The sequence below is a fragment of the Pseudenhygromyxa sp. WMMC2535 genome (genome assembly GCF_011083025.2).
Genome location: NZ_JABJWV010000001.1, coordinates 2,853,381 through 2,866,723, shown reverse-complemented (window position 1 = coordinate 2,866,723; position 13,343 = coordinate 2,853,381). Strand labels below are relative to the sequence as shown.

12 protein-coding genes are annotated in these 13,343 nt (G+C 71.9%); 5 read left to right on the top strand and 7 right to left on the bottom strand.

The features are described from left to right. Positions 1-51 precede the first annotated feature (51 nt). The 5 genes from G6O69_RS11045 to G6O69_RS11025 form a co-directional block, all read right to left on the bottom strand. A complete protein-coding gene (locus G6O69_RS11045; protein ID WP_172303475.1) occupies positions 52-1,416 on the bottom strand; it encodes a biotin carboxylase N-terminal domain-containing protein in 1,365 nt (454 codons plus the stop codon). Positions 1,417-1,466: 50 nt separating this feature from the next. After that, positions 1,467-2,432 (bottom strand): hypothetical protein, encoded by a 966-nt coding sequence (locus G6O69_RS11040; protein WP_172303474.1) that lies wholly within the window; start codon positions 2,430-2,432, stop codon positions 1,467-1,469. Between the two features lie 70 nt (positions 2,433-2,502). Next, complete coding sequence (locus G6O69_RS11035) at positions 2,503-3,336, bottom strand: hypothetical protein (RefSeq protein ID WP_172303473.1); 834 nt, start codon at positions 3,334-3,336, stop codon at positions 2,503-2,505. Then, the gene (locus tag G6O69_RS11030) at positions 3,333-4,178 is read right to left on the bottom strand and encodes a hypothetical protein (protein WP_172303472.1); all 846 of its coding nucleotides are present in this window, start codon (positions 4,176-4,178) and stop codon (positions 3,333-3,335) included. Before G6O69_RS11030 ends, G6O69_RS11035 begins: the two co-directional genes overlap by 4 nt. Beyond that, entirely contained in the window at positions 4,175-5,386 is a 1,212-nt protein-coding gene (locus tag G6O69_RS11025) for a retropepsin-like aspartic protease (RefSeq protein WP_172303471.1), read from the bottom strand. The genes G6O69_RS11030 and G6O69_RS11025 overlap by 4 nt, the downstream gene beginning before the upstream one ends. A 42-nt stretch (positions 5,387-5,428) precedes the next feature. On the opposite strand from G6O69_RS11025, the gene G6O69_RS11020 reads away from it, so the two are divergent. From G6O69_RS11020 to G6O69_RS11010, 3 genes are read left to right on the top strand one after another with little or no spacing between them, the layout of a single operon-like run. Beyond that, on the top strand, positions 5,429-5,602 hold the full coding sequence (locus tag G6O69_RS11020) for a hypothetical protein (protein WP_176396763.1): 174 nt from the start codon (positions 5,429-5,431) through the stop codon (positions 5,600-5,602). 12 nt (positions 5,603-5,614) lie between these two features. Then, positions 5,615-6,721 (top strand): response regulator, encoded by a 1,107-nt coding sequence (locus tag G6O69_RS11015; RefSeq protein ID WP_172303470.1) that lies wholly within the window; start codon positions 5,615-5,617, stop codon positions 6,719-6,721. Positions 6,722-6,759: 38 nt separating this feature from the next. Next, the gene (locus tag G6O69_RS11010; RefSeq protein WP_172303469.1) at positions 6,760-7,158 is read left to right on the top strand and encodes a hypothetical protein; all 399 of its coding nucleotides are present in this window, start codon (positions 6,760-6,762) and stop codon (positions 7,156-7,158) included. 29 nt (positions 7,159-7,187) lie between these two features. On the opposite strand, the gene G6O69_RS11005 is transcribed toward G6O69_RS11010, so the two are convergent. Beyond that, the gene (locus G6O69_RS11005; protein ID WP_172303468.1) at positions 7,188-7,841 is read right to left on the bottom strand and encodes a hypothetical protein; all 654 of its coding nucleotides are present in this window, start codon (positions 7,839-7,841) and stop codon (positions 7,188-7,190) included. Positions 7,842-7,952: 111 nt separating this feature from the next. Here G6O69_RS11005 and G6O69_RS11000 point away from each other — a divergent pair, with 111 nt between their 5' ends. Both G6O69_RS11000 and G6O69_RS10995 read left to right on the top strand, forming a co-directional pair. Then, the gene (locus tag G6O69_RS11000; protein ID WP_172303467.1) at positions 7,953-10,919 is read left to right on the top strand and encodes a DUF6541 family protein; all 2,967 of its coding nucleotides are present in this window, start codon (positions 7,953-7,955) and stop codon (positions 10,917-10,919) included. A 130-nt stretch (positions 10,920-11,049) separates the two neighbouring features. Beyond that, positions 11,050-11,826 carry an MBL fold metallo-hydrolase gene (locus G6O69_RS10995; RefSeq protein ID WP_172303466.1) on the top strand — a complete coding sequence of 259 codons (777 nt, stop codon included), beginning with the start codon at positions 11,050-11,052 and terminating at the stop codon, positions 11,824-11,826. Between the two features lie 192 nt (positions 11,827-12,018). Here the strand turns inward: G6O69_RS10995 and G6O69_RS10990 are convergent, their stop codons facing one another. After that, entirely contained in the window at positions 12,019-13,146 is a 1,128-nt protein-coding gene (locus tag G6O69_RS10990; RefSeq protein WP_172303465.1) for a M28 family peptidase, read from the bottom strand. Positions 13,147-13,343 lie beyond the last annotated feature (197 nt).

Sequence of the window (13,343 nt, the reverse complement as noted above, 5' to 3'; positions counted from 1 at the left end):
TGGTTCGGAGGTCGGGTAGGTGGGAGTCGAGAGGGCAGGAGGTACGCCAGCTCAGGCGCTGAATCCGGGGATCGCCCTGGTGTCGTAGCGGTTCGCCCGGAAGTCTTCGCTGGCGAGGATCTGCAGGTGCATGGGCACCGTGGTCTTCACGCCTTCGCACTCGAGCTGCTCGAGGGCGCGGATCATCCGGTCGGCGGCGGCGTCGCGGGTCTCGCCCCAGCTGATCACCTTGCACAGCAAGCTGTCGTAGTGCGGCGGGACGACGTAGCCGGTGCGCACGTGGGTGTCGACGCGCAGGTCTTCGCCCAGGGCAGGGCTGACCCAGCGGGTGAGCTCGCCGGGCGAGGGGCGAAAGCCCTGGCTGGGGTCTTCGGCGTTGATCCGGCACTCGATCGCGTGGCCGCGCAGGGCGAGGCTGTCCTGGGTCAGCGAGAGCGGGTGGCCGGCGGCGACGAGCAATTGTTCGCGCACCAGGTCGACGCCGCTGCGCATCTCGGACACGCAGTGCTCGACCTGTAGGCGGGTGTTCATCTCCATGAAGCGCAGCACGCCGGCCTCGCCGCCGTCGCCGGACTGGTCGAGCAAGAACTCGATCGTCCCGGCGCCCACGTAGCCGATGCTGCGCGTGGCCTCGACGGCGGCGGCCAAGGTCCGCGCGCGCTCCTCGGGGTCGAGGACCGGGGCGGGCGACTCCTCGATCAGCTTTTGGTGGTTGCGCTGGACGGTGCAGTCGCGCTCGCCGAGGTGCACGACCTCGCCGTAGCGGTCCGCCATGATCTGGATCTCGACGTGGCGGCCGCCGGAGATCAGCTTCTCGAGGTAGAGCCGGCCGTCGCCAAAGGCGGCCGTGGCCTCGGCGCGGGCCTGGGTCCACGCCTGCTCGAGCTCGTCGGCGGTCTTGGCCACGCGCATGCCCTTGCCGCCGCCGCCGCTCTGGGCCTTGAGCAGCACGGGGTAGCCCACGGACTCGGCGACGGCCCGGGCCTCGTCGAGGTCCTCGAGCACGCCCTCGCTGCCGGGGATCAAGGTGAGCCCGGCCGCGCCCATGGTCCGCTTGGCCGGGATCTTCTTGCCCATGAGGTGCATGACGTGGGCGGGCGGGCCGACGAAGGTGACGCCGTGCTGCTCGCACAGCGCCGCGAACACCGGGTTTTCGGCCAAGAAGCCCCAGCCGGGGTGCAGCGCCGAGCACCCGCTCTGGCGCGCGGCCTGGACCACGCGGGTCATGTCCAGGTAGCTCAGGGTCGAGCGCGCGGGGCCGAGCACGACCTGCTGGCGGCCCTCGGTCCAGGGGGCGTCGCGGTCGGCCTCGGAGACGCCGAACACCGGGGTGACGCCGAGCTCGTCGCAGGAGCGAGCGATGCGTACGGCGACCTCGCCACGGTTGGCGATGAACAGGCGGTGAAAGCCGGCCATGGGGGCGCAAGGTATCACGAGCCTGCGCCGCGTGGACCGCCAGCGCGCGCTCAGGGTCGCGCTGCCAGGCCGATCAGCGCCCGATCTCCACGCACGACCACCGCGGAGATCGTGGCGCAGCTCGGCATCGTGAGCGTGTCGAGCACGGCGCCCGTGCTGCGCTCGACGATCTCGAGCTCGCTGCCCTGCCAGACCCACAGCGCGTCGCCCACACCAAAACGCACGCCGGCGTCGAAGCGCCACTGCCAGGAACATTCGGGCGGCCCCAGCCCTTCTCCTGGTGCCCCCAGCGTCCACTCGCAGTAGCGCCCCTCGAACACGCCCGCGGCTCGAGAGGCGTCGACCCGCGCGAGGCCGAGGGTCTCCAGACGCTCGGGCAGCACACGCAGGCGATCGCCCTCGCGCACGACCAACGCGTGGGTCTGCGCGCCCGAGACCACGTCCACGCGCTCTTGCACGATCATCAGCTCGCCCTCGCCCAAGATGAAGGCGCCGCGCTGCACGTCGACCTGGCGCGCCCGGGGAGCCGGGCCGCTCGCCAGCTCGCGCCAGGAGCCGTCCTCGCGCTCGCGCGCCCACAAGCGCATGCGCCCTTCGAGGTCGGTCCACAGCAGCCGCGTCCGACCGCCGGCGAGGATCGAGCCGAGGCCGTCGCGCTCGAGCTCGAGCGCGCCGTCGTCGACCCTCTCGATGCGCAACGAGTCGCCGGCTCGCCGCGCCAGCCAGTCCCCCTCGTCGCCGATCACGATCGCGCTGCGACCCATGGCGCCGCGAGGCAACGCTCGCTTCGAGCGCAGCCGATCCGCCTCGAGCTCGTAGCTGCTGAGCTCGACTCGGCCGAGCTCGCCGCCTCGCGCCCGCCAGCGCCCCACGACCGCCAGCTCGGCGTCGCCATCGAGCGCCATGAAGGCCGCGTCACGCGAGCGCCCGAGCCGACGCGGGGCCTGACCGGCCTCGACGAGCACCGCCTCGAGGGCCCCGGGACAAGGCCGTGGCGCACATCCCAAAGTGGCCAAGAGCCCGAGCCCAAAGCACGCGGCGATCGATTTGACCGAGCGCGCCACGTGCCTTGGTCAGCCTACGCGGCTACTTGCACTTGGCCTTGTCGGCCAGGTAGGTGATGCCCTCGAGCAGGTCCTGCGAGGCGCCGGCGCTGGTGTAGAGCTCGCTGGCCGTGGCCGCGTGCTCGCAGGTCTTCGCCTTGTCGCTCTTGTTGTTGTAGACGACGGCGAGCCCCTCGTGGGCCTGGGCCTGGATCGCGGGGTCGCTGCTCGCGGCCACGGCCTCGTACTCGGCCGCGGCTGCGTCGAGCTCGCCGGGGTTGACGATCTTGGTGTCCTCTTCGCCGGTGCCAAAGGCCTGGTTGAAGTGGGCCTGGGCCAAGACGAGGTGGGCGAGCTCCGCGTAGGCGCCCTCGTTGCCGACCACGGCCTCGACCTCGGCCTGGGCGGCCGTCGCCTCGAGCACGCCGATGAGGTAAGCGGCGTGGGCGGCGTGGCCGAGCTGGAGGACCTCGGGATCACCGAGGCGCTCGCCAGCGATGATCGCCTCCTCCGAGGGGTACTTGCCGTTCTCGGGGATGACCTTGGCGGCGGCCATGGCCTCGATCCCAGCGAGCAGGCCGTTGGCGCGGATCTGGGTGTCGGCGGTCATCGTGGCCCGCAGCTCGGCGGCGTCGCTGGCCACGGCCTCGTAGTCGCCGATCAGCAGGCGCGCGTAGAGGTCGGCGAGCTCGGCGGGGTCGGGGTCCTGGGCCGGGAGCGCGGGCGCGGCCTCTTGCTCGGCCGCGGCGTCGAGGTTCTCGTCGGCCTGGGGCTCGGCCGCCGCCTCGTCGGGGTTTTGGGTCTCGCCGTCTTTTTTGCAGGCCGGGGCCAGGGCGAGGGTCAGCAGGCAGCAAAGGGGGATCAGTCGTCGGGTCATGCGTCGAGCTCGGTGGGGTTGGGGGAGTCGGGAAGGTCGGTGTCTGGTGTCTCGGGCTGCGCCGGGGCCTCGGGTGCGCGCTCGCTCGGCCCAGAATCGGGCTCGGGCTCGGGCTCGGGCTCGGCCGGGGATGTGGGCGGAGACTCGGGCGACGCGGGTCGGGCCCGCTCGAGCACGCGGATCTGAATCTGCCCGCGGCTGCCGAGCATGCCACGAAGCGCGCCTTCGCTGATGTCCCTGGCCGCGTCGAAGACAAGCAGATCTCCGAGCACTTGCACACGATCACCCAGATACAAGGAGATTGTGTCGTGCGGCCCACCATCTTCGCGAGGCGCGATGACCCGGGCCTGCTCGAGGCCCTCGAGGCCGAGCAAGGTGCCCTCGCCGTCGCTGAGCAGCGCGAGGTCGACCGCGATGGCCGTGGCTCGGCCGGCGCCGTGACGGTTATGGTAGATGCAGGCGAACTCCCCGGTGCCCAGGGCGCCCTCGCCCTCGCGCAGCACGCCCTCGACATGCGTGGGCCCACCCGCGGCGCTGGCCAGGGGCACACAGGGCAGCGCATCGAGCTTGGCCACGCTCAGGTCGAAGTCGGGCTTGGGGCGCAGGCCCCGGCGAGTCTTGCGGGCGCGGGTGAGGCTGTTGACGAAGAAGGGCACGGCCACGGCCACGGCCACGAGCAGCGCGGCCTTGGGCCAGGGCGCGCCGAACAGCCAGTCGATCTCGCCGCCGCCGCTGCTCTCGGGCACGGGCTGCCCGCCGAGCTCGGGCGGGCCGAGCAGCAGCGCGAGCGCGTGGATCTCGAGCTGCGCCAAGGGGATGCGCACGAGTTCGAGCACGCTCACCAGTAGGCTTCCGCGAGCATCAGCGTGAACTCGACCGAGCCGCCGTCGTCGTCGTCCTCGGTGACCTGGCCGACCAGCAAGGAGCGCCCGGTCTCGCCGGGATCGATGCGCTCGACTCGCTCGCCATAGAGGCGCGGGCCGTCGGCGAAGTCCACCCGCGGCATGACGTCGTAGAGCGGCACGTCGCCGTTGTTGGTCATGGTCACCACCCAGCGGATCCGCCCCAGCCAGATCTCGGGGCGACCCTCGACCTGCATGGTGAGCACCGGCTCGATGTCGTAGGCGCGGTTGGGCCGACCCTCGTGGATGCGCGGGATCAGCCGCATGTGGTCGCCCTGGTAGTCCATCTCGACCAGGAATTCGCGCATCACGTTGAGGCCGAGCAGACCCGCGGTGCGGTCCGTCGCGCACGAGTCACACACCGACACGAGCAGCCCGGGGATGCGGACGTCGCCCAGGCGCAGCGCCGGCAGATGGACCATTCGACTCTCGCGCAGGCCGCTGGCGGTGTTGAACTCGAGGGTGGGGGCGTCCTCGGGCACGTCGATGCCCAGGGCCGCGGCGGTCTTGGAGGTGATCGTGGTGTAGGAGGCCCCGGTGTCGAAGAGGTAGTCGAAGCTGGCGCTGCTGCCCGCGTAGCCCTCGAGCTCCACGGACAAGAAGATCGCCGCGCCCTCGTCGCTGAAGGGCACGACGATGTCGCCGTCGAGGGCCACGCGCGAGTTTGCGACCTCTGGGGCGGGGAGCGTGCCGCCGCCGGGGTCCACGACGTCGGCGGCCTCGTGGCCCAGGGCGCTCAGGGCCCGGGTGGCCGGGTGCGCGTCGCCCAGGCGACCCTGGACCACCCACTCGCAGCTGCGCAGTGATGTTCCCACCAGGTCCGGCACCAACAAGGTGGCGATGATCAGGCCGCCGGCGTTCCACAGCCCCGGCAGCCAGGTCATCGTCGAGCGGATCCGCCGCGGCTCGCCCACGTGCTTCCAGGCCGCGAACGCGCAGGGAATTCCAAAGGTCAGCGCGCCCGCGAGCAGCCACAGCCAGGCCACGTGCGCGCCCCCGTTGGCCGAGCGGGCCAGCGAGAAGGCCGTGAGCAGCGCGACCAGACCGACGAGCAGCGAGGCCAAGCTGAGCATCACCCAGCCCAGCGCGGCGAGGACCGAGAGGGCCTCGCCAGCGGCCACGGAGCGCTTTGCCTGAGTGCCGGCCACGAGGTCGAAATGTAGCAGCTCGGGGCACGTCGAGCGCGAGCTGTGGCGCTTTCCCAAAATTTCCGGCTGGAGGCGGCCCCTGGGCCGGTTCGCCGCGGAGCCACGGGCCCGCGCGCGGGCCAATGCGTGGGCGGGGCCGCCGGGCTGGCCGCCGACGCCCGGGCCGAGCCCACGCGCGGGCGCCGGAGCTTGGCCTTTGCGGCCCAGGCAGCCTAAGATCCCTCGAAGATGCCGGGGCCATCGCGCGCGAAGCCGCCGATCTTCAAGATCAGTTTCGAGTCTTACGACGATTTCCTCGTCGAGTACGGCGACCACCTGCGCAAGGGCATCTTGATGTTGCCGGCGGGCACTGGCCTCGAGCCTGGCCAGGACGTGCGCATCAAGCTGGTCCTGCCCGACGAGAAGGTGCTCTACCTCAAGGGCACCACCCGGGCCCGCGACGACGGCGGCGGATTCGCCCTCGGCGGCAAGGACGACGATCAGGTCCAGGTCCAGCTCGCGGCCTACACCGACGAGCAGAGCCAGGCCCTCGAGGCCTGCGTCAGCGGGGCCATCGCCGACGAGCCCGAGCACGAGGAGACCAGCTCCACGCCGATCAACTTGCTGCTCGTCGACGACTCCGTGGGCGTGCGCATCGAGCTCGGCGACGCCCTGCGCGATCGCGGGCTGCGGGTCCGCGTGGCCGAGAACGGCCTGGTCGCCATCGCCGCCGCGCTCAAGCGCCCGCCGGACATCATCCTCAGCGACGTCGAGATGCCGGTCATGGACGGCTGGACCTTCCTGCGCATGACCCGGGCCCGGCAGCGCCTGGCGCATATCCCCTTCGTGTTCTTCACCCGGCTGACCGACGACCTCTCGCGGCTCCAGGCCTATCGCATGGGCGTCGAGGACTTCCTGTCCAAGGGCACCAGCGCCGACGAGGTCCTCGCGCGGCTCCAGGGCGTGCTCGCCCGCCACAAGAACCGCCCGGGGGCCGTGGCACCGGCCGCCAGCACCGGTCAGGGCCTGCGCGGCGACCTCGAGCACGTCAAGCTCGGCAGCTTGATGGCCTTCCTCGAGTCCGAGAAGCGCACCGGCAAGCTCCACCTCGACAACGGCCGCGACGGCGCGGTGCTCGAGATCATCAACGGCGCCCTGGCGGGGGTCGAGAACCTCGGCAGCTACGCTCACGCCCACGACCGCGTGTTCGAGCTGCTCGACTGGCCGACCGGCGAGTTCGAGTTCATCGGCCTGCCCGAGAGCGAGAGCTTCGAGACCAGCGCCGAGCTCACGCCGATGACCTACCTGCTCATGGAACACGCCCGTCGAGCCGACGAGGCCAACTCGGGCATGTGATCCCCGCGATGGATCCCGGTCTGTCCGGGCATTGCATCATGATGACCACGCGCGCGTTGCTCCTGTCCCTGGTCATGGTCGTGGCGAGCTTCGGCTGCGCCGACCGAGACACCATCTCCCTCGACGACGAGGTCGGCGAAGACGAGGACCCCTTCGAGCCCGGAGAGTCCTACGCCTCCTGCAACGCCGCGGGCGAGTGCTTCAACGACTGGTGCCTCCGGCCCCTCGACGAGCCGGGGTTTTGCACCCAGGCCTGCGACCCCGCGACCCCCGAGACCTGCCCCGATCCGGGCGTGGGCACGGCGACGCCGGTCTGTGTGGTCGTCGGCCAGGACGCAGCCTGCGCGCTCGACTGTGGTGGGGAGCGCGACTGCCCCGAGGGCATGCGCTGCGAGCAGGTCGACGTCGAGGGCTCGGCCCGCTCGATCTGTTTTTGAGCGCGCCCCGCTCTCGAGCGGGGGCGCGCTCAGAGCTTGGTCACGGTCAAGGTGCCCGGCGCCGGGGCGCTGTCCGCATCGACGATCACGAAGACGGTCTGATCGGCGACGAGATCGGTCTGCGTCGCGCCCCCGTCGTTGCAGCTCAGCTCCTCGAGGGGCACGCACTCCGTGACCACGTAGATCGCCAGGGGGATCGCCTGCGCCCCGGGGTCGAAGCTGTAGGTCCCGTCCTCGTCGGCCGTGAAGAAGAACACGAGCTCGGGCCCGTCGGCGCCGCAGTCACTGCTCAGCACAGACTCGCCCTCGGGGATCTCGAAGGCGAGGGGGGTGTCGAGGAAGACCTCGGTCGGGTCGAATTCGCCGCACGAGGAGTCGAGCCCCGAGTCCCCCGTGTCGGTCGCGTCCCCCGTGTCGGAGGTGTCGCCCTCGGTCTCGTCCCCCGAGTCGGAGCTCGTGCCCGTGCCCGTCTCGTTTTCGCCCTCGTCCCCGCCCCCGGTGTCCCCGATCTCGTCCGATGAGCCGGCCCCCTCGGTGTCTCCGCCCAGGTCGTCCTCGCCCGTGTCTTCGTCGGCGATGTCGATCTCATCGGGCTCGATGCCGATGAACCCGCAGCCGCCGAACAGGGCCAGGGCCAGAGGTGTGAGGAGGAGGAGCCGGGGGGCGGGCTGAGCAAAGTTCATGGCGTATATCCTGCGTCAAGGGCGCGAGAGCGAGCAAGCCCCGCGTAATTTGGTGGTTCCCCGAGCCCGCGATCCGATCACCACCACGAAGTTGGTACCCTTGCGCCCCGCTTGCTCAGGCCGACGGAAAGCCCCAGTCACTTCGGAGCCGCGCGCGCCCTCGAGCGTGGCTGGCCATGGCTGGCGATCCTCGCCGCAGCGCTGGCCCTGCTCACCAAAGACGCGCTCGGGCGATGGATCGCCATGGCCCTGGTGCTCACGGCGGGCCCCAGCTTGCTGGCCCCGATCCTCCGCCAGCTCGCGCGCTGGCCGTGGCTGGCGGAGCGCGAGACCAAACTGGGCCACGCCCTGCCCTACGCGACCCTCGGAGCCCTCGCGCTCGCGCTCCTCGGCGAGCTCGCCCTCGGCCGCCCCCCGGCCTCGCGGGACCACGGGATCCACTTTTTCCAGACCCGGGTGCTGGTCGACGAGCTGATCCCCCGCGGTCAGCTGATCGGCTTTTCACACCAGCTCAACTCGGGCTACCCCTTTGGCGACTCCTACCCGGTGCTCGGCTACCTGCTCACCGGGGCCGCCAACTTGCTGAGCTTCGGGTGGATCTCGCTGCGCACGAGCTACGCCTGGGGGCTCTTGCTGGTCTGGGTGATCGCCCTCGTCGGGGTGTGGTGGCTGGCGCAGAGCGTGGCCCAGGAGCTGATCGCCAACGAGCGCGAGGGCGCCCGCGACGGGGGCGACCCCAAGGCCGCCCACCGCCTGCTCGACCCGCGCTGGGCCGGGGCCTTCGCCGCGATCGCCTGGCTCATCGACCCCGGCTCGAGCCGCGAGGGCGGCTGGAACTACCTGATGTTCCACGGCGTGTGGCCGCAGCTGCTGTCGACGGCGCTGTGGATCACCTCGCTGCCGGCGACCTGGGCCGCGCTGCGCAAGCCGAGCCCGCGCAGCCTGAGCCTGGCCGCGCTGCTGCTCGGCGGCAGCGTGCTCGCGCACCCCTTTGGCATGCTGACCGCGGCGGCCTCGGCCGCCGGCTGGCCGCTGGCGATCTGGGCCAGCGGCGCCATGCGTCACCGCCTCCCGACCGGCTCGATCCGCTGGGGCCTGCTCATCCACCTCGGCGCCGCGCTGGTCTGCGTGGGCTGGCTCTACGTGTTCCTGGCCAGCGCCGAGTCCATGGCCCGCTCGCCCGTGCCCTGGATGCCCCTGGGCGAGATCGCCACGCAGCTCGTCGCCGGTGAGCTCTTCCAGGATCACCGCGCCTGGGTCGGCCCGCTCGCGGTCTTTGGCCTGGCCGTGGGCATCCGCCGCGGCCGCAGCATGGCCTGGCTGAGCTGCGGCCTGCTCTGCGCCCTGCTCGTGCTCGGCTCCGACGCCGCGATCACGGTGCTGCGCCTGGACCTGCTCGTCAGCGGGTTCAAGAACCTCCAGTTCCCGCGCTACGCCATCGCCCTCAAGCCGCTGCTCTACGTGTTCACGGGCCTGGGCGCCGCCACCTTGGCCGCCCGCCTGCGCAGCGCGCCCTCGCGGGACCACGCCCTCGACGGCGGCCCGCGCTCGAGCTCGACCATGGCCGCGCGACCCCAGGGCGCCCGCCTGCTCGCGGCCCTGTGCCTCGCGCCGCTGCTCGTCGGCGTGCTCGACGACCGCGGCCGGCTTTTGCCCCGACCCGTGGGCAGCGCGGAGGTGCTCGAGGGCACCGAGCACGCGGACACGGACCAGGCCCTGCTCGCGGCCCTCGAGGCCGAGGCCACGAAGCTGCGCGAGCGCCCCGGCGCCGCAGCCGAGCCCCGGCTGCGCGTGGCCTTCCTGCGCCAGGGCATGGGCGGCGGGACCTTTCCGCTGTTCGCGATCACCGACGCCGACGCCGACCTGGTCCTCGACGGGCACATCCCCGCGGTCAACTACAAGCGCCAGGTCCGACGGCGCGCGCCCAAGACCCTGCGGATGCTGGGCGTCACCCACGTGATCCACGATCGCCCGCTCGTCCGCTCGGCCGACGACCGCCGCCTCGCCGAGGCGCTCGAGCCGATCGGCGAGTTTGGCGGCTGGACCCTGGCGCGCCTCGAGCCCGCGCCGAGCAGCCTGGGCTTCGAGCCCCAGGGCGCCATCGACCCCGCGCAGGTCGAGGTCGAGCGCGACGACCCCGAGCACCTGCTCGTGCGCCTGCGCGCGGGCGCGGGCGCGGTCGGCCTGCCGCTGGCGCCCTATCGCAAGTGGGAGGCCCGCAGGCGCGCGGGCGAGCGCGACGGCGAGCTGCTGACGATCGAGGAGGCCACCTTGGCCGGGGGCGTGCCCGGCCTGCGCGTGACCTTCGACGAGCCGGGCTTCATCGACATCCGCTACCGCACGCCGGCCCTCGAGCGCGCCCTGGGCTGGCTCAGCCTGCTCAGCGCCGCCGCGCTGCTCGGCCTGCTCGCCTGGGGTCGCCCCCTCGAGCTCGCCGCCCGGCTCCACGCCCCGAAGGTGATCACCTGGTCGTGGCTCCTCGGCCTGGCGACCGCGGCGGTGCTCCTCGCCTGGGCCGTGCACCGCCAGCACACCCAGCTGGCGAACACCTGGGACAAGGTGCTCTCGGATCACTCGGCCTCCGCCGCCCTCGCCCGCGGCCGCCCGCTGAGCTTCGAGCGCGACCTGATCGCCCGCGGCGACTGGTCCGTCTCGCGCGAGGGCCCCGACGCCTGCGAGGGCCTGCTCGGCAAGGACGCCCTCGCCGGCTGCACCGAGACCGACCACGCCCCGCGCGTGTCCATGGCCTACCGCAGGCCCTTCTTGTACCGCTGCCTCCGCGTCGAGCTGCCCGCCGAGGGCTCGGCGACGATCTCCCTCGCGGGGATCGACCCGAGCGAGGACCTCGCTGGCTTCGTGGTCCGCGAAGATCGCAGCTTCGAGGGCTTCCAGCTGCGCTTCGCCCACGAGGCGCCGCACAGCCCTCCAGCCCGACACAAGCGCCAGGAATTCCACGTGCGCGCCGGGGACCTCGTCCGCGACGCCGAAGGTGACGTGCAGCTCGAGCTGCTCAACGCGTCGAGCAAGATCAAGACGGTCTGCCTGAGCGCCGCCGCGGCGAGCTCGAGCGAGGGCTGAGGCCCCCAAGACTTCACTTCAGTACCCGCGCACGCGGGGCCCTACCCACCCGCGGCGCGGCCCGCCGCGCTTGACAGCTTTGGGCTCGGCCTTGCGATACTGACCCCTACCCATGCAAATTCCCGCGCCCATGCCTGTCTCCGGCCCCCGCCGACGCCGGCGGCTCGCCGCGGCCGCGCTCGCCCTGCTCTCGGTCGGCTGCGCCAACTCGACCTCCACCCGCGTCATCGGCGAGCTCGAGATCCACACCATCCGGCGCAGCCACAACAACGCCCACCTCGTTCGCCAGGGGGAGCACCAGATCCTCGTCGACGCCGGGCTCCCGGCCGCGGCGACCGAGATCGAGGCCGAGCTGCGCGCGCTGGACATCGACCCCGCGCAGCTCGACGCGATCGTCATCACCCACGGCCACGCCGACCACGGCGGCGGGGCCAAGTATCTCCACGACACCTACGGCGTCCCGATCATCGCCGGGGCCGGCGACGAGGCGATGCTCGCCTCCGGCCAAAACGGCCAGCTCTGTCCGACCGACGCGATCGCCAGGCACCGCCTCGACGAGGACGCCTCGGCCACCTTCTCGCCGACCACCGCCGACCTGTGGATCGACGCGCCCACGCCCCTCGAGGCGCACGCCGGCATCCCCGGCTGGATCGTCCCCGTGCCCGGCCACACCCCGGGCTCGCTGATCCTCGTGCTCGGAGAGGTCGCCCTGGTCGGGGACCTCTTCCGCGGGTCGATCCTCGGCCACGCCGCCGTCCCCCACTTCTACATGTGCGACCTCGAGGACAACCGCGCCGACATCCACGGCCTGCTCACCGAGCTCGCCCCCGCGGCCCAGGTGTTCTTCGTCGGCCACTTCGGCCCGGTCAAACGCAAGAAGGTCGAGAAGCTCGCCGCGGACGACTGAACTGGACCCGAGCGGCGCCCGAGCGGCACCCTAGGAGCCCGTGGTGGAACCCAGCGCGGCTCCTGGCGCCGGGATTTTCGTCGAGGGCGCGAAGCCAAAACGCTGCTGTACCGGGTGTACTGCAAGTTTTGGCGACAACGCACTCGGCGAAAAGACCAAGCGAGGTGTCGCGTTGGGTTTCACCACGGGCTCCTAAAGCCCGAGGGACTGCGCCGTCGCGCCCACCGTCGCCGCGACCACGTCGCGGGCGAAGTCATGGTCGAGCAGCTCGACGACGTCTTCGCCCGCCTGGCAGTGGTAGTTGGCGTAGCGAAATTCCGAGGTGTCGGTGAGCATCGTCGCCGAGACGTCGCGGTCCCAAAACGAGGCGTGGTCCGAGCGCTGGAGGTCCGCCAGCAGCGGCGAGCTCTTGAGGTCGTCGGGGACCTCGAGCACGAGCTGGGGCAGGCCCAAGCCGTCGGCCCAGGCCGCGAGGTAGGCGGCGTGTTCGGCCCCGGCCTCGTCGACGATGATCGCCAGGAAGTCGCCGCGATCGTCCCACGACGCCAAGGTCTCGCTCGCCGCCGGGAAGAGCAGCTCGAAGCCCTCGGGCAGGGACTGCGAGCCCGCGGCGCTGTCGGTGAAGCCGATCATCTCGAAGTCGTAGTTGAACAGGATCTCGGCCCCGGAGGCGAGCGCGACCTCGGCGTAGGCGTCCGAGCCGATCAGCCCCTCCTCCTCCTCGTCCCAGCAGGCGACGATCAGGGTCCGCGGGTAGTCGCGGGTCGCCAACACCCGCGCGGCCTCGAGCACGCCGGCGGTCCCGGTGGCGTTGTCGTCGGCGCCGACGCAGCCGGCGATGTGGTCGTAGTGCGCGGCGAGGACGATCTGCTGGTTTGGGCTCTGCGTCCCGAGCTTGCGACCGACCACGTTGACGCCGCTGCCGTAGTCGTGGCGGCTGACCTCGAAGCCCAGCGCCGCGAAGCGCTCGGCGCAGAGGTCCTGGACCGCCTGCCAGTGGGCCGAGCCGGGCTCGCGCGGCTGGGCGATGAACTCGAGATCGGCCAGGTAGGCCTCGCGGTCGACACAGGCGACGAGGGCCGCCGGATCGTCGCCGGCGCAGCCGAGCTCTCCCGTGTCGCCGCTCTCCTCCCCCTCGGAGCCGCCCTCGCTCCCCGTGGGTTCGCCCGCGTCGCCGCTGCCCGAGCCGACATCATCGTCATCGTCACCCTCATCAGCGGCGCCCTTGCAGGCCGCGAGCCCGGTGGCGCCGGCACCCACGAGCACGAGCGCGAGCGCGGGGAGGTAGCGGACGAGTCGAGGGCGAGACCGGTCGAGCATGGCTGCATCTTCGGTCGTCTCCCGCGTCCGCACCAGCGCGCGAACACCCGACATCGTTCACGTGCAGATGCGACTACGCACCGACACCCTGGGCCGCGGCCCCTCGTGACCTCGAGGACAGCAACGCGCGCACGGGCTGCCAATCCCCTAGTGTGCGCGGCAGAGGACTTGAAGGGTCCCAGGCGCCGGACCGCCGG